Raw genomic sequence first — 16,125 nt, 5'->3', positions numbered from 1 at the left:
CCGCCGCGCGGCAGGCTCGGGGGCCGCGGCTCCCGCAATGACATCCCAATGCCCAAATCGAATCCGCCTTCGCCTTCCTCCGCCGATGAACGCAAGCTCACGCCCAGCACGCTGAGTTTTCCGGTCGTCGGCATTGGCGCCTCCGCGGGCGGGCTGGAGGCGCTGATCCGCTTCTTCGAGCAGATGCCGGCCGACGCGGGCATGGCCTTCGTCGTCATCCTGCACCTGTCGCCCACGCATGAAAGCAATGCGGCCGCCATACTGCAGCGCTCCACGCAAATGCCTGTGATGCAGGTCACGCAGCCGGTGCCGGTCGAGGCGAACCACGTGTACGTGATTCCGCCCGGCGTCGACCTGACGATGAACGACGGCCACCTGCAGGCCACGCCCAGCGAGCGGATCAAGGGCCAGCACCTGGCCGTGGACGTGTTCTTTCGCACCATGGCCGCAGTGCACAAGGAGCGGGCCGTCTGCATCGTGATGTCGGGCACCGGCAGCGACGGCGCGGTGGGGCTCACGCGCGTGAAGGAGCACGGCGGCATTGCCATGGCGCAGTCGCCCGAAGACGCGGCGCATGACGGCATGCCGCGCGCCGCCATTGCCACCGGCATGGTCGACATCGTGCTGCCCGCGGCCGAGATGGGCGAGCACCTGGTCCAGCATTGGCTCAACGCACAGCGCATTCGCATGCCCTACGACGGGCATGCGGAACTCGTCCAGGAGCCCGACACGGGCGAGGCGGCCAAGCGGGCAGAAAAAGCGCTGCAGGAAATCATGGGCCTGCTGCGCACCTACACGCGGCACGACTTTCGCCACTACAAGCGCGCGACGGTGCTGCGGCGCATCGAGCGCCGGCTGCAGGTGAACCGCCTGGCCGACCTGCCGGCCTACCGCAACTTTTTGCACGACCATCCCGAAGAGGCGACTCCGTTGCTGCAGGACATGCTCATCAGCGTGACCAATTTCTTTCGCGACCCCGAAGCCTTCGAGGCGCTCGAGCAGGATGCGCTGCCGGGGCTGATCGAGAGCAAGCAGCCCGGCGATCAGGTGCGCGCCTGGGTGGCGGGCTGCGCCACCGGCGAGGAGGCGTATTCGCTGAGCATCCTGCTGCGCGAGCAGATCGACAAGCAGGCCAAGCCGCTGGACATACAGATCTTTGCCACCGACATCGACGGGCGGGCCATTGCCACGGCGCGCAGGGGCCTTTATGCGCAGGGCATCGCCGAGGACATTTCACCCTCGCGGCTGCAGCAGTTCTTCGTGCCCGAACAGGACCAGTACCGCGTGGCGACCACGGTGCGCGAGCCGGTGCTCTTTGCGCTGCACAACCTGCTGCGCGATCCGCCATTCTCGCGGCTGGACATCATCTGCTGCCGCAACCTGCTGATCTACCTGGACCGCGCGGCGCAAGCGCATGTGCTGGAGATGTTCCGCATTGCGCTGCGGCCGGGGGGCTACCTGTTCCTGGGCACTTCGGAATCGATCGACGCGGTGGGCAGCCTGTTCACCGCGGTCGACAAGAAGAACCGCATCTACCGCGCAAACCCAGAGTTGCCGAGCGGGCGCCACATGCCGCTCATCAGCGATGCGCCGTTCAAGCCGGGCGCGCCCAGCCCCATGGAAGCGCTGCGCTCCCCCAAGCGCGCCGAACGCCTGAGCTTTGCCGAGCTGCACCAGCGCGCGCTCGAGCAGTTCTCGCCGCCCAGCGTGCTCATCAACGGCGAGTACGAGGTGCTGCACCTGTCCAGCGGTGTCGGCCGCTTTCTGGAGCGCGCCGGGGGCGAGCCGTCGAACAACCTGCTGAACAACGTGCGGCCCGACCTGCGGCTGGAGCTGCGCACCGCGCTCTTCAAAGCCGCGCAAACTTCAGGCAGCGTGGAAACGCGCCTGGTGCAACGCCGTGACGATGGGCGGCAGGTGTTCCTGAACATCACGGTGCGCCCGCTTCAACAGGGCGACGGTGAAGACAAAGACGCACCGCGGCTTACGCTGGTGGTGTTCGACGAGGTCGAAGACAGCGTGCGTCCCGAGGGCGCCGAGACGGCCGATGCGGCGCGCGAGCTGCTCATCGGCCAGATGGAAGACCAGATCCGCCAGCTCAAGCTGCATCTGCAGGAAACCATCGAAGGCGCCGAAACCTCGACCGAGGAACTGAAGGCCTCCAACGAGGAGCTGCAGGCCATCAACGAAGAGTTGCGCTCCGCCACCGAAGAGCTCGAGACCAGCAAGGAAGAGCTGCAGTCGATGAACGAGGAACTCGTGACGGTGAACTTCGAGCTCAAGATGAAGGTGGAAGAGCGCGGGCACATCAACGACGACCTGCAGAACCTCATTACCTCGTCGGAGATTGCAACGGTGTTCGTGAGCCGCGGCATGCACATCAAGCGCTATACGCCGCATGCGAGCAAGCTGTTCAACCTGATTCCGTCGGACCTGGGGCGCTCGCTGTTCGACATCACGAGCCGGCTCAACTACCCGGAGCTTGCGGAAGACACGGCCGCGGCCTTCAAGGACCTGCGCATTACCGAGCGGCACGTTGCCAGCGTGGACGGGCGCCACTTCATGGCGCGAATACTCCCGTACCGCACGGCCGAAGACAAGATCGAAGGCGCGATCCTCAACTTCTTCGACATTACCGAACTGCGTGCCGCGGAAGAGAAGGTGCGCGCGGGCGAAGAGCGGCTGCGCATGGTGGCCGCCACCACGCGCGACTTTGCCATCATCACCTGCGACGAGCAGGGCCAGATCACCACCTGGAACGCAGGCGCCCAGCGCATCTTCGGCTACAGCGAGGAAGAGATGATCGGCCGGCCGCTGGCGGTGATCTTCACCGCCGAAGACCAGGCCAACGGCGTGCCCGAGCGCGAGATGCGCCGCGCGGTGGAACTGGGCCGGGCCGAAGACGAGCGCTGGCACCAGCGAAAGGACGGCAGCCGTTTTTTCTGCAGTGGCGTGACCACGCCGATGGAACCCGCCGCGGGCGGTGGCTTTGCCAAGATCGCGCGCGACATGACGGGCACCAAGCAGCATGAGCTCGCCCAGGAGCACCGGCTCTTCAAGGAAAAGAAGGCCAGCCTCAGCGCGCAGGCGGCCAACGAGCTGAAAGACAAGTTTTTGGCGGTGATGTCGCACGAGCTGAAGCAGCCGCTCAACCTCATCCAGATGAATGCCGAGCTGCTGATGCACATGCCGGCCACCGCGGAGGTGCCGGCGGTGCGGCGGCTGGGCGAAACCATCAAGCGCGCCGTGGCCAGCCAGACGCGCATCATCAACGACCTGCTCGACCTTTCGCGCATCCGCACCGGCAAGCTGCGGCTGAATCGCGTGCCCGTCGACCTGGGCGAGCTGGTGCAGACCACGGCGCAGGCCGCGGTGAACGATGTGGCCGGCAAGAAGCTGACGCTGGACGCGAGCTGCGAAGCCGGCGTGCTGTGCAACGGCGACCGCATACGCATGGAGCAGATCGTGTGGAACCTGCTCAGCAACGCCGTGAAGTTAACGCCCGACGGCGGCCGCATCACGGTGCGCGTTGCGGCCGACGAGAACTTCGGCAAGCTGATCGTGGCCGACACCGGCTGCGGCATTGCGCCGGAGTTTCTGCCGCACGTGTTCGGCATGTTCAACCAGGCCAGCAGCGATGTGACGCCCCCCAACGGCGGGCTGGGCATCGGCCTGGCGCTGGTGCATGAACTGACGCGGGCCCACGGCGGCCGCGTCGAAGTGCATTCACCGGGGCTGGGCCTGGGGGCCGAGTTCAGCGTGTGGCTGCCCCGCGTGGGGGCGGCGGTCGAAGCGGTGGTGGAAAAAGCCCCGGCCGAAGTGAGCCTGCGCGGCTGGCGCGTGCTTGCGGTGGACGACTATGCCGACGCGCTGGCCCCGTTTGCCGAGGTGCTGAGGCTCGAGGGCGCGATCGTCGATATTGCGCCAAGCGCAAAAAAGGGCCTGGAGCTGCTCGAATCGAATGCCTACGACCTGCTGGTGTCCGACCTCGGCATGCCCGAGATGGACGGCTACCAGTTCATTGCCGAAGTGCGGCGGCGGCCGGAGACGCGCGAGCTGCGCTCCATTGCCATGTCCGGCTTCGGCCGGCGTGCCGACGCACGCCGCGCGCTGGAAGCCGGCTTCAATGCGCATTTGCCCAAGCCCGCCTCCATCGACGAGCTCAAGGCGGCCATCGGCAAGCTGCAGTGAGCGTGTGCAGGTGTGCGCGGGTCAGGCACCGTGCCGCAGCAGGAAGCCGCTGGCAGGCGCAATCCATTCGACCTCGTTGCCGGCATGCACGGCGGTTGGGTCGGCTGCGCCGGTGAACAGCGTGCTTTCCTCGGGCAGCAGAAACTGAAGCGCGGGAGCTGAGATGCCGCCCGGGGCGGGAAGGGCCACCAGCGTGGCGCCGCCCAGGTCGAGCGATTCGCCAGGAGCAGGCCACAGCGCGACGGCACCGGGCCACGACGATCGCAGGCTTTCGAGCGCTTTATCGGCCGCCTCTGTGCGCGGCGCGGTCGAGAGCAGCCATTGCACCTCTCCCGGCGCCGTTTTGCGCAGCAGCTCGTTCGGCAACGCGCCGTGCGGCAGCGGGGCGATCAATGCCCACGGGCCGCTTTCGCCACCGATGAAATAGCTGTTCGAACCCGGCTCCGACAATGATGCGCCGGCGCTCCCCGTGACCCGTCGCACGCGTGCGGACAACTGCATGGCCAGGCCGGCCTCGAGCGCATAGCGCGCATGGCCGTTGCCGTGCGGGTCGAGGCGGCCGATTTCCTGGTAGGCCGGCTCGTCGATGTTCACCGCGCGGCGCCCCGCAGGGCCGTCGGCCAAGCGTGGCATGTTCAGCACAATGCCGGCCAGGCCGCGCGCATGCGCCATGCAGCTGGCGGTGCTTTCGAATGCGGCGAGCTGCTCGAGCGTGCGGCGCGTCACGTTCATCAGCTTGAGCCCGCGGTCTGGGTGCACCGCATCGGCCGGCTTGAGCCACATGTGCTCGACGGTCTCGCGGCCGTCCGGCTTCACGCCTTGCCCGGCGGGCATCTCCGCGATGAAAAAGCGCGTGTCGAAACGGCGCGGCATGCCGGGCGGCGTGAGCCAGTGGCTGAAGTAGGCGAGCCGGTCGACCGCGAGGCGCCAGCCTTGCGCGTCGCACATGGCCAGCAGCGCGTCGGTGCCTTGCTCGGCGGCATGCCGCATGGCCTCGAGGCGCGAGGCGGGCAGCCTGTCGAGCTCGACCACGCGGTCTTCGGCGTCGCAGGCGAACAGCACGCCCGCTTCCTCGAAACACTCGCGTACGGCGGCGGCGTAGTAGTCGAGCCCGCCTTCGGCCACGCCGAGCCGCCTGCTCGCGCCTGCGTCGTCGAGCCCCTTGCACATCAGGTGCAGGCTGCGGTCGTGCGTGTCGACCACGCCGCCGGGGAACACGCTGGCGCCGCTGTTCTGATCGTCGGCCTTGTCCGCGCGGCGAAGCAGCAGCACTTCCATGCCGCTGGCGCCGTCGCGCAAGAGAATCAACGTGGCCGCAATGCGGACGGGGCGGGGCGCTGGCTGCGGCGGGGTCGCCGGGGCTGTTGCCGATGGCTTGGCATTCATGGGCGCCGATTGTCGGCCAACGCGCGCCCGGCTTTCCTCTTCAGTCCTTGGGTGTCAGCTGTCCTGCCGCGCCGCCGGCGGAAGAGTTGGCGGACTTGCCGAGCGATGCGCCTTCGTTGACCTTGGGCGTGGCCACCGGGCCTTCGGATTTCTTCGTGGCGGGCGCCCGCTGGCTTGTTGCGGGCTGCACGGTGCGCGGGGTGCGGGTGGGGTTCGGCTTGGATGGGTTCATGCATGCCTCCTGAACGGACCCACCTTAACTACGCCTCTGCATGCTGATGTCGGAAAGCCTGCATGCCGGCGTAGGACGCGGCGCGAAAATGGCCTAGATCGCGCGCTGGTTCACCCGCTTGGCAAGCTCTTCGGCGCTCTCCCGGCGCTCGCTGTAGCGGTCGACCAGGTAGCCGGCCGCGTCGCGCGTGAGCAGGGTGAACTTCACGAGCTCTTCCATCACGTCGACCACCCGCTCGTAGTACGAAGAGGGCTTCATGCGCCCGGCTTCGTCGAACTCGAGAAAAGCCTTGGCAACGGAAGACTGGTTGGGAATGGTGAGCATGCGCATCCAGCGCCCGAGCACGCGCAGCTGGTTCACCGCATTGAACGACTGCGAGCCGCCCGACACCTGCATGACTGCGAGCGTCTTGCCCTGCGTGGGCCGGACGGCGCCCATGCTCAGCGGAATCCAGTCGATCTGCGCCTTCATGATGCCGGTCATCGAGCCGTGGCGCTCGGGCGAGCACCACACCATGCCTTCGGCCCATTGCGCCAGGTCGCGCAGCTCCTGCACCTTGGGATGGTCGTCGGGAGCACTGTCCGGCAGGGGCAGCCCGGCGGGGTTGAAGATGCGTGTCTCGCCGCCCATGGCCTGCAGCAGCCGTGCGGCCTCTTCGGTCAGCAAGCGGCTGTAGGAGCGGTCGCGGAGCGATCCGTACAGCAGCAGAAAGCGCGGTGCGTGGCGCGCCGGCGGGTTGCCGGAGAGGCGCTCGAGCGAGGGCCGGTCGAACAGGGCGGGATCGATGTTCGGAAGCTCAGGCAGCGGGTTTGACACGGCGGCCCTCCGCGTCGATGACGACTTCGCCGTCTTCCTTGGTGAACGGGCCTTTTTGCGGCGAGGGAAGAATGTCGAGCACTTCTTCGGATGGGCGGCAGAGCCGGGTGCCCAGGGGCGTGACCACGATGGGCCGGTTGATCAGGATGGGGTGCGCGAGCATGAAGTCGACCAGTTGTTCGTCCGTCCACTTTGGATCGGCCAGCCCGAGTTCGGCATAGGGTGTTCCCTTTTCACGCAGCAGCGCGCGGGGCTGCATCTTCATGGCGGCGAGCAGCTCGAGCAGCGTCTCCTTGCCGGGCGGCGTCTTCAGGTATTCGACCACCCGGGGCTCTTCGCCGCTGTTGCGGATCAGCGCCAGCGTGTTGCGCGAGGTGCCGCACGCGGGGTTGTGAAAGATGGTGATGGATGGGTTAGGCGATTGCATTCTTGCGATTATGCAACTATTATTGAATTATGGAAGAACAAGACATCGTCAAGTCCCTGGCCGCGCTGGCCCAGCCCGTGCGCCTCCAGGTTTTTCGCGCGCTGGTGGTGGCGGGCCCCGCGGGGCTTACGCCCGGTGCGCTGGTCGATGCGCTGGACGTGCAGGCGACCAGCCTCTCGTTCCACCTCAAGGAACTGACCCATTCCGGCCTTGTGACGCAAGAGCGAAGCGGCCGCAACCTGATTTACCGCGCCGCCTTCGAACGAATGAACGCGCTCATCGGCTACCTCACCGAGAACTGCTGCCAGGGCGAGGCTTGCCTGCCCGCGGCGGCCCAGGCATGTGCGTGCTGAAATGAGCACCCATACCGCTACGGCCCTTGCATCATCCGCACCGCGCCCCGCCATCGGCTTCTTCGAGCGCTACCTCACGATCTGGGTCGCGCTATGCATCGTTGTAGGCATTGCGCTGGGCCAGTGGCTGCCCGGCGTGTTCCGGGGCATCGCCTCGCTCGAGGTGGCCAAGGTCAACGTGCCGGTAGGCGTGCTCATCTGGGTGATGATCATCCCGATGCTGCTGAAGATCGACTTCGCGGCACTCGGGCAGGTGAAGGCGCATTGGCGCGGCATCGGCGTCACGCTCTTCATCAACTGGGCGGTCAAGCCGTTCTCGATGGCGCTGCTAGGCTGGATCTTCATTCGCCACGTGTTCGCGCCGCTGCTGCCGCCAACGCAGCTCGACAGCTACATCGCGGGCCTCATCCTGCTGGCGGCCGCGCCGTGCACGGCGATGGTGTTCGTGTGGAGCCAGCTGTGCAAGGGCGATCCGTACTTCACGCTCTCGCAGGTGGCGCTCAACGACGCGATCATGGTGGTGGCCTTCGCGCCCGTGGTTGCGCTGCTGCTCGGGCTCTCGTCGATCACCGTGCCGTGGGACACGCTGCTGACGTCGGTCGGCCTGTACATCGTGGTGCCGGTGATCATTGCGCAAGTGCTGCGCAAGCAACTGCTCAAGAAGGGCACGGCGCACTTCCAGGCCGTTGCGGCACGGCTCGGGCCGTGGTCGATCTCGGCGCTGCTGCTCACGCTGGTGCTGCTGTTCGCGTTCCAGGGCGAAGCCATCATCGGCCAGCCGCTGGTGATTGCGCTGCTCGCGGTGCCCATCCTCATCCAGGTGTTCCTGAACTCGGGGCTGGCCTACCTGCTCAACCGCAAGCTGGGCGTGGCGCACTGCGTGGCCGGTCCGTCGGCGCTCATCGGCGCCAGCAACTTCTTCGAGCTTGCAGTGGCCACTGCCATCAGCCTGTTCGGCTTTCAATCGGGCGCTGCGTTGGCAACAGTGGTGGGTGTGCTGATCGAAGTGCCGGTGATGCTGCTGGTGGTTGCCGTGGTCAACCGGTCGCAGGGGTGGTACGAAAAAGGTGCCAAGGCGCACTGACGGGCAAGGGCAGGCAGCGCACGTCTCCATCGCAGGGCGTGTTCTCCGACAAGATGAAGGCGGCTTTCGGGCCATGATTCGCCGACTTCCTCTTGTTTCATGCAGCGCCCGTGAAGATTGCGACCTTCAACGTCAACGGCATCAACAGTCGGCTTCCACGCCTGCTCGAATGGCTCGAGGAGTCCCGCCCCGACGTCGCCTGCCTGCAGGAACTGAAGTCTCCCGACGCCAACTTTCCCGCGGCGGCGATCCGCGAGGCGGGCTACGGCGTGCTGTTCCATGGCCAGCGTTCATGGAACGGCGTGGCCATCCTCGCGCGCGGAAGGGAGCCGATAGAAACCGGCCGCGGGCTCGACGGAAACTCCGAAGACAGCCAGAGCCGCTACCTCGAAGCCGTGGTGAACGGCGTGGTGATCGGTTGCCTGTACCTGCCCAACGGCAATCCGCAGCCTGGCCCCAAGTTCGACTACAAGCTCGAATGGTTCGAGCGGCTCAATGCCCATGCGCAGCGCCTCTACGGCTGCGGCCTGCCGGTTGTGCTGGCCGGCGACTTCAACGTGGTGCCGACCGACGCCGACATCTACAACCCGGCCTCGTGGCGCAATGACGCGCTGCTGCAGCCCGAAAGCCGCGCCGCCTTTGCGCGCCTGCTGGCCCAGGGGTGGACCGACGCGATCCGGACCCGCCATCCGGGCGAGGCGATCTACACCTACTGGGACTACTGGCGCAACCGCTGGCCGCGCAATGCGGGGCTGCGCATCGACCACCTGCTGCTGAACGAGGAGCTCGCGCCTTTGCTGGTCGACGCCAATGTGGACCGCGAGGTGCGCGGCCGTCCGGGCGCGAGCGATCATGCGCCGGTGTGGATCGGACTCGAATTGCCCTCCTAGAATTCTCGCCAATGCCCAAAGGTGTTCCCAATCCAGCGCCCATGTACGGGATCTATGCCCGCCCGTGGGGCTTCGAGGTTTCCATCGTCCGGCGCGGGGTCCGGTATTTCCAGCAGTTCGGCAACGGCAGCTACGGCGGCGCCGAGCATGCGCTGCGGCAGGCGCAGGAATGGCGCGATGCCGTCGTGCGGAGCGTGCCACCGGCCACGCGGCGCGAGCGGGCGGAAAAGCAACGGGCGAACAACACCACTGGCGTGACGGGCGTCTTCTGCCTCGTGTCGCCCGACGGAAGAGGGCTGTCGTGGCTTGCCAAGACCTACATCGCGGCCGACGAAATACTGCGCGCCAACTTTCCGATTCAAAACTGGGGCGATGCGGCGCGCACCATGGCCATCGAGGAGCGGGCGAAGCAGTTGCAGCACATGACGGGCCTGGCGGCCCTGCATCCCGCCGAAGAGTCGATCCGCAAATCCGCAAGCGCGCCGACCGCGACTCCCGCGCCGCGCAAGCGCTCCCGCTCCGAGATCCTTCGCAAGTCGAACTCCAGCGGCGTGAGCGGCGTGCACTACAAGCAGCCCCGCCACGACCACCCCGGTTATTGGCTGGCCATTACCTACACCGCAGGCAAGGGCAGCGTGAGCAAGGCGTTCTCGATCAAGGCCCATGGCTACGATGAAGCCAAGAGGCTCGCCATCGCCGAACGCGCTCGCCAGTTGGCTCAAAAGGGTATTGGCTGATGGGCGGGTTACATTTATACGCTATCGTCCGCGTTGTAGGTAAAAGTAATTAACATCACTCTCCCCGCGAGAATCCACACCAGTGACTACCCCAACAGCGGCCAATGCCAGCTTTCCCGGCTCCGATGCCGGGTTTGTGATGGCTTTCCAGCCGATCGTGGATTTCGAGCGGCGCGAGATCTTCGCGCACGAGGCGCTGGTGCGCGGCATGTCGGGGGAAGGCGCGGTCCAGGTGCTTTCACGCGTGAGTCCGCGGCACCGGTTCGCGTTTCACGAGGCCTGCCGCATCAAGGCCATCGAGACGGCTTCGGCGCTGGGCATGGAATCGAGGCTCAGCCTCAACGTGTGGCCCAACGATCTCACCGAGCGCACCGAGTGCTTCCACACCGCCATGGACACGGCCCGGCGGTGCAACTTTCCGGTGCACCGCCTGATGTTCGAGATTGCCGAGTGCGAACACGTGGCCGATCTGCCGGGGCTTGCCGCCGCCTTTCATGCCCACAAGGCCTTCGGCTTCACTTCCGCCATCGACGACTTCGGCGCCGCCTATGCCGGCTTCGAACTCCTGGCGGGCTTTCAGCCCGACGTGGTCAAGGTCGACATGGGCCTGGTGCGCAACATCCACACCGATCCCGTCCGGCTCAGCATCGTCAAAGGCTTTGTCGGCACCTGCAGCGAACTCGGCATCCGGGTGGTGGCCGAGGGCGTCGAAAGCTCCGACGAAGTGCACGCACTTCAGGCATTGGGCGTGGGCCTGTTCCAGGGCTTCCTGTTTGCCCGGCCCGCCGTGGCCATGCTGCCGGCGGTGGCATGGGATGCCGCCTGAAGCGACCAGCCATTCCGTGACGGGCCGCTGCCGCACGCGGCGCTGACTCAGACGTTGCTGGTCGCGCGGACCTCCTCGATGGTGGTCTTTCCGGCCAGGACCTTTTCGATGCCGTCCTGCCGCAGGGTGCGCATGCCTTCGCGCAGCGCCGCTTCCTGCAGCTCTTCGGCACGGGCGCCGCCCTGCACCAGCCGCCGCAGCGTTTTCGAGATCACCATCAGCTCGTGAATGCCCACGCGGCCACTGAAGCCGGTGTTGTCGCAGTGCTTGCATCCGGTGCTTGCATAGGCGAGCAGCTGGCCGTCCTGCCCGTAGTGGCGGTGCCAGCCGTGGCGCACTGACTCGCGCTCGGCCGGGGTGTCGTGCGCGCCGAACGAATGCATGTAGTCGGACAGCAGTTCCTCGACCTCTTCGGGGCGCATCGGCCGGCTGGTCACGCAGTGGCTGCAAAGGCGGCGTACCAGGCGTTGCGCCAGCACGGCCAGCAGCGAATCCGCGAAGTTGAACGGGTCCATGCCCATGTCCAGCAGCCGGGTCACGGTTTCGGGCGCGCTGTTGGTGTGCAGCGTCGAGAGCACCAGGTGGCCCGTCAGCGAGGCCTCGATAGCGGTCTTGGCGGTTTCCTCGTCGCGGATTTCGCCGACCATGATCACGTCCGGGTCCGCGCGCACGAAGGCGCGCAGCGCCTTGGCAAAGGTCCACTCGATGCGCGGGTTGACCTGCACCTGCCGCAGGCCCGGCTGGGTGATTTCGATGGGGTCCTCGGCCGTCCAGATCTTTCGTTCCGGCGTGTTGATGTGCATGAGCGCCGAGTGCAGCGTGGTGGTCTTGCCCGAACCCGTGGGGCCCACGCACAGCACCATGCCGTAGGGGCGCTCCACCGCCTTGGTGAACTCCGACAGGTTGCGCTGCGACAGGCCGAGTTGGTCCAGCTCAATGGGTTTTGCCGAAGCCAGGATGCGCATGACCACGTCTTCCAGGCCGTTGCTGGTCGGAATGGTTGCCACGCGCAGCTCGATGCGGTGCTGCGGCGAGTACTTGGCAAAGTTGATCTTGCCGTCCTGCGGCTTGCGCTTTTCGCTGATGTCCAGGTCGCACATGATCTTCACGCGCGCGACCACCGCGTTGCGGTAGCTGGCCGGCAGCTCCAGGTGGGTGCGCAGCCGTCCGTCGCGCCGAAAGCGGATGCGCGTCTTTTCCTTGCCTGGATAGCTTTCGATGTGGATGTCGGACACGCCCTCGCGGTGCGCGTCGACGATCATGCTGTTGATCATTCGCACCAGCGAGTTGTCCGACTGCTCGATGCTTTTTTCTTCTTCGAGCGCGGGAGTGGGGCGTTCCTTCTCGAGCGTGACCAGGAGCTCGCTGGTGGCGGCCGGCTCGAAGTCGAGCGGGCGCGACGGATCGTGCACGATGGTCGGGTCCAGCACGGTGTCGCTGCCGATCTTTCCATAGGCCTTGTAGAGCACCGTGTCCAGCACAAGGCATTCGCCGATCACCGGCACCACCTTCATCTGCGAGATGAACTCCACTTCGTCGATGGCGGCGTGGCGGCTGGCCGGATCGTCCATTGCAAGGATGAGGCGGCCCTGGTGGATCATCAGCGGCATGACCTGCAGGCGACGCGCAACGCCGTGGCTGATGGTACGCAAGGCGTCGATGGCGACCGGGAACAAGTGCAGGTTGACCAGCGGGTAACCCATCTTTCGTACCAGCGCGGCCTTCAGCTGCTCTCGGGTGACCACGCCCATGCGGACCAAGGTTTCGCCCAACGGCACGCTGCGGTCGAGCTGCTGCTGCGCCAAGCCTTCGCGCAACTGCTCCTCGGTCACCGCGCCGAGGGCCATCAGCGCCTGGCCGATCCGCAGGATCGGCATGCGGCTTTGAACTTCCAGGGCGTGCAGCAACTGCTCGGGCGTGACGACTTCGGTGGGCGACATTGAATTGAATCTCCTGTTGCGGTGATTCTGGGGTGCCCGGGCAGGCTTGTCAGCAGGAGCAGACCTCGTGCGAAGGCTCGCTGCAATGCCGCGTCACTACCAAAGTTCTCAATTTCTCAATTGAAGCGCGTCAATCGGAAAAACCGTAGGTATTGCGTCCCGCGGACTTCGCGCGGTACAGCGCGGCGTCGGCGCGCGCGAGCAACTCCGACGGCGTGGCGGGCGCTTCGTCCGCGGGGTGAAATGCCACGCCGATGCTGGTGGTGACGCGAAGGCGCTGCCCGTCGAGTTCGAACGGCGCGCCGCCGATCTGATCGACGATCTTCCGCGCAATGGCGGCGGCCGCTTCTTTCGCCTGCAGGTTTTCGAGCACCACCACGAATTCGTCGCCCGCAAGGCGGGCCACGGTGTCGGTGGCTCGCACGCTCGCCAGCAGGCGGCGGGCGTATTCCACCAGCACGCCGTCGCCTGTTGCATGGCCGAGCGTGTCGTTGATGGTCTTGAAGCGGTCGATGTCGAGAAACAGCACCGCCAGCGCGCTTTGCGTGCGCTGCGCGCGGGCAATGGCACCGGGCAGGAACTCGTTGAACGCAAGCCGGTTGGCCAGGCCGGTGAGCGTGTCCACCCGCGCCAGGTCGATCAGCTTGCGCTCCACCGCTTTCAGCGCACTGATGTCCAGGCTCAGAGAAAAGATGCCGCGCGTGACGCCGTCGGGGCCGGTGTCGGGCACATAGCTCACGCGTGTGACGCGCTCGCCTCCCTGCGTGAGGGTCTGGGCCTCGAACTCGACCCGCTCGCCCGCCAGCGCGCGCTGGATCATGGGCTTGCGCGAGAGATACAGGTCGGGGCCCGCGACGTCGCTGATGTGGTGGCCCAGGATGGCGGATGGCTCCACGCCCAGCCATTCGCGGTAAGTGGCGTTGGCGAAGGTGATCTTTTCGTCGCGGTCGATGTAGGTGATGAGCGCCGGCAGGTTGTCCGTGATGGTGCGCAGGCGCATCTCGCTTTCGGCCTGCCGCACCTCGGCCTTCTTCAGCGCGGTGATGTTGAAGGTCATGAGATAGAAGCCCAGCACCTTGCCTTCCAGGTCCTTGTCGGGAATGAGGTTGACCTGGAAGTAGCCGGTCTTGCCATGCAGCGGCGTGCGCACCGGAAACCTCACCGCCTTGCCCTCGCGCACCATGGGAAGGTAGGGCTGCTGCTGCCGGTACACCGTGTCGCCCACGGCCCTGTGCAGGTTTACGCCGGTGAGCGGGCCGTCGTCCAGGCCCGCCATCCGCCGCGCCCGCACATTCGCAAAAAGGCAGTTCTCGTCGTTGTCGAAGTAGCCCACCAGCGCGGGAATGTTGTCGGTCACGTCGCGTAGCCGCTTCTGCTGTTCAGTCAGGGCCTTGCGGATGTTCACCTCGTCGGTGATGTCGAAGGTCATGGCGAACACGCCTTGCACCACGCCGTCCGCGTCCCGGTCTGGGATGTAGTGCGCCTTGAAAGTGCGGTGGCCGATGCCCAACGAGGGATCGCCGGATTTTTCGATGACCACCGTTTCGCCGGCAAGCGCGCGCTGGTAGGAGTCTTCGACGACGGCGAAGTCCTCGGCGCCGCGCACCTCGGGCATCGAGCGACCGATCATGGCCCTGTCCTTGTGCAGCGCCTTGACCTTCGCATTCACGAAGGTGTATCTCAGGGACGAATCGACATGCGAGACCAGGGCGGGGATGTTGTCGGCAATGATGCGCACCTGCGCTTCGCTGTGCGCAAGGCTCACCTCGATGCGCTTGCGCTCGGTCACGTCGAAGGTCATGGCGTAGTAGCCGCGCACCTGCCCGGCCTGGTCGCGGTCGGGAATCAGCTCGGTCTGGAAGAAGCGGTCTTCCTCGCGAAGGCGTGCGTCGCCCCGGCTTTCGAAGCTGACCGCCTCGCCGGCCAGCACGCGCTGAACGGCGGCGTCCACCGCTTCGTTCTCGCCAATCGGCTGCGCCGTGCGACCGATCAGCTGCGCCGCGCCGCGATCGAGCTTTCTGCAGAGCGGGGCGTTCACGAAGGTATAGCGGCCCTGCGCATCCACGTGCGACACCAGCGCGGGCAGGTTGTCGGTGATGTCGCGCAGGAACTTCTCGCCCGTCTTGCGCTGGCGCATCAGTTCGTCGAAGGTTCGCGCAATGTCGCCTATCTCATCGTTCGGATAGGTGCGGGGCAAGGTTCTTTCGAGCGCCGCGTTGTCCACGTCCAGCATGTGCCGGTGCAGGTAGCGCAGCGGCCTGAGCTGCCAGCTCACGACCGTGAGCGCCACGGCCCCGGCAATGACCGCGAGCACCAGCGCGCCCACCCAGGCTGCGCGTTCGATGGCATCGATGCGCGCAAACGCTTCCGCGGTCGGGTACATCGCGCCGATGACCCAGTTCGTCTGCTGTATGCGCTTGAAGGAATAAAGGCCTTGCACGCCCGCGTGGTTGACGCCTTCCGCGGCGCCTTCGTAGCCCTCCATCGGGCGGTCGATCTCGGGGTTGCCGGCACCCTTCAGGCCGGTCTGGTTGATGATGAGTTCGGTGCGCGGGTGGTCGATCACCACGCCCTCAGTGCTGGTGATGAACAGGTAGCCGGTTTCGCCAAACTTCACGTCGGCCAGCTCGCCCAGCAGGTTGCGGTCCTTCAGGTTCAGGGCGCCCGAGATCACGTACTTCACGTTGTTGGCCGGGTCCAGCACCGGCTCGGTAATGGCGATCTGCGCCAGGCCGCTCAGCCGGTTGAGGTAGGGCTCCGAAATGACGCTGGCCTTGGACGCAAGCGTTTTCTGGAAATAGGGGCGGTCCTTGATGTTCACCCTGCCGGACTGCTGCGCGCCGTTCAGGCTGGCGATCAGGTCGCCCTCGGCGGTGAAGAACGCCACATTACTGAAAGCCTTGTGCAGCGGCTGGTGCTTTTCAAGAAAGGCCTGCAGTGCCTCCGGGTCCTGGAAGTCGTTCGATTCCACGCTGGTGGCAAAGGTCTCGAGCAGGATGCGCCGGCTGACGAACTTCTGGTCGACCGTGTTTGCAACGGCCGACAGTCTCGCGAACTCTTCGCTTTCGATCGAGGCCCTCATGCTGGACTTGACCAGCTGCAATGCCACCGTGCCGATGGCGGCCGTGGCTGCCAGCACCACCGCGGCAACGCCGATGCCGAGGCGCGTATTCAAGTTGATGCGAATCTTCCGGAGACCTGATGTGTTCATTGTCGTGGACAGGCATCGCGAGGGAATCCGCG

Annotated in this window: 12 protein-coding genes; 6 read left to right on the top strand and 6 right to left on the bottom strand. The window is 66.0% G+C overall.

Annotated features, from left to right (window positions below; all coding sequences use genetic code 11):
- The first annotated feature begins 48 nt into the window (after nucleotides 1-48).
- Nucleotides 49-4,191, top strand: coding sequence for a CheR family methyltransferase (locus tag V9K97_RS14165; protein WP_337318759.1), 4,143 nt, complete (start codon nucleotides 49-51; stop codon nucleotides 4,189-4,191).
- Between the two features lie 21 nt (nucleotides 4,192-4,212).
- Here the strand turns inward: V9K97_RS14165 and V9K97_RS14160 are convergent, their stop codons facing one another.
- From V9K97_RS14160 to arsC, 4 genes are all read right to left on the bottom strand, one after another.
- Entirely contained in the window at nucleotides 4,213-5,577 is a 1,365-nt protein-coding gene (locus V9K97_RS14160) for an NUDIX domain-containing protein (RefSeq protein WP_337318757.1), read from the bottom strand.
- A 40-nt stretch (nucleotides 5,578-5,617) separates the two neighbouring features.
- Nucleotides 5,618-5,809, bottom strand: a complete 192-nt coding sequence (locus V9K97_RS14155) for a hypothetical protein (RefSeq protein ID WP_337295085.1) — start codon at nucleotides 5,807-5,809, stop codon at nucleotides 5,618-5,620.
- 93 nt (nucleotides 5,810-5,902) lie between these two features.
- Nucleotides 5,903-6,625: an arsenical resistance protein ArsH gene (gene arsH, locus V9K97_RS14150; RefSeq protein ID WP_337318755.1), complete on the bottom strand. Its 723-nt coding sequence runs from the start codon at nucleotides 6,623-6,625 to the stop codon at nucleotides 5,903-5,905.
- Complete coding sequence (arsC, locus tag V9K97_RS14145) at nucleotides 6,606-7,052, bottom strand: arsenate reductase (glutaredoxin) (RefSeq protein ID WP_258505599.1); 447 nt, start codon at nucleotides 7,050-7,052, stop codon at nucleotides 6,606-6,608. Before arsC ends, arsH begins: the two co-directional genes overlap by 20 nt.
- 29 nt (nucleotides 7,053-7,081) lie before the next feature.
- Between arsC and V9K97_RS14140 the strand changes: the two genes are divergently transcribed.
- From V9K97_RS14140 to V9K97_RS14120, 5 genes are all read left to right on the top strand, one after another.
- Nucleotides 7,082-7,405 carry an ArsR/SmtB family transcription factor gene (locus V9K97_RS14140; protein WP_258505600.1) on the top strand — a complete coding sequence of 108 codons (324 nt, stop codon included), beginning with the start codon at nucleotides 7,082-7,084 and terminating at the stop codon, nucleotides 7,403-7,405.
- 1 nt (nucleotide 7,406) lies between these two features.
- Nucleotides 7,407-8,489, top strand: a complete 1,083-nt coding sequence (gene arsB / locus V9K97_RS14135; protein WP_337318753.1) for an ACR3 family arsenite efflux transporter — start codon at nucleotides 7,407-7,409, stop codon at nucleotides 8,487-8,489.
- Nucleotides 8,490-8,599: 110 nt separating this feature from the next.
- The gene (locus V9K97_RS14130) at nucleotides 8,600-9,379 is read left to right on the top strand and encodes an exodeoxyribonuclease III (RefSeq protein WP_337318751.1); all 780 of its coding nucleotides are present in this window, start codon (nucleotides 8,600-8,602) and stop codon (nucleotides 9,377-9,379) included.
- A gap of 41 nt (nucleotides 9,380-9,420) precedes the next feature.
- Nucleotides 9,421-10,116: an AP2 domain-containing protein gene (locus V9K97_RS14125; protein WP_337318749.1), complete on the top strand. Its 696-nt coding sequence runs from the start codon at nucleotides 9,421-9,423 to the stop codon at nucleotides 10,114-10,116.
- An 82-nt stretch (nucleotides 10,117-10,198) separates the two neighbouring features.
- A complete protein-coding gene (locus V9K97_RS14120; protein ID WP_337318747.1) occupies nucleotides 10,199-10,942 on the top strand; it encodes an EAL domain-containing protein in 744 nt (247 codons plus the stop codon).
- A 47-nt stretch (nucleotides 10,943-10,989) separates the two neighbouring features.
- Here V9K97_RS14120 and V9K97_RS14115 read toward each other — a convergent pair whose 3' ends face one another.
- Together V9K97_RS14115 and V9K97_RS14110 are read right to left on the bottom strand one after the other, a co-directional pair.
- Nucleotides 10,990-12,882 (bottom strand): GspE/PulE family protein, encoded by a 1,893-nt coding sequence (locus V9K97_RS14115; protein ID WP_337295079.1) that lies wholly within the window; start codon nucleotides 12,880-12,882, stop codon nucleotides 10,990-10,992.
- A 130-nt stretch (nucleotides 12,883-13,012) separates the two neighbouring features.
- Nucleotides 13,013-16,057 (bottom strand): sensor domain-containing diguanylate cyclase, encoded by a 3,045-nt coding sequence (locus V9K97_RS14110; protein WP_337318745.1) that lies wholly within the window; start codon nucleotides 16,055-16,057, stop codon nucleotides 13,013-13,015.
- Nucleotides 16,058-16,125: the final 68 nt, after the last annotated feature.

The organism is Variovorax sp. CCNWLW186, from assembly GCF_037203865.1.
Lineage (GTDB): Bacteria > Pseudomonadota > Gammaproteobacteria > Burkholderiales > Burkholderiaceae_C > Variovorax.
The sequence above is the reverse complement of the archived record's forward strand: the minus strand, read 5'-3'. Positions and strand labels throughout refer to the sequence as shown.

Coding starts and splice junctions, on each gene's coding strand:
- V9K97_RS14140 (WP_258505600.1), top strand. CDS start 7,082: ATGGAAGAACAAGACATCGTCAAGTCCCTGGCCGCGCTGGCCCAGCCC.
- arsB (WP_337318753.1), top strand. CDS start 7,407: ATGAGCACCCATACCGCTACGGCCCTTGCATCATCCGCACCGCGCCCC.
- V9K97_RS14160 (WP_337318757.1), bottom strand. CDS start 5,577: ATGAATGCCAAGCCATCGGCAACAGCCCCGGCGACCCCGCCGCAGCCA.
- V9K97_RS14155 (WP_337295085.1), bottom strand. CDS start 5,809: ATGAACCCATCCAAGCCGAACCCCACCCGCACCCCGCGCACCGTGCAG.
- V9K97_RS14165 (WP_337318759.1), top strand. CDS start 49: ATGCCCAAATCGAATCCGCCTTCGCCTTCCTCCGCCGATGAACGCAAG.
- arsC (WP_258505599.1), bottom strand. CDS start 7,052: ATGCAATCGCCTAACCCATCCATCACCATCTTTCACAACCCCGCGTGC.
- V9K97_RS14115 (WP_337295079.1), bottom strand. CDS start 12,882: ATGTCGCCCACCGAAGTCGTCACGCCCGAGCAGTTGCTGCACGCCCTG.
- V9K97_RS14125 (WP_337318749.1), top strand. CDS start 9,421: ATGTACGGGATCTATGCCCGCCCGTGGGGCTTCGAGGTTTCCATCGTC.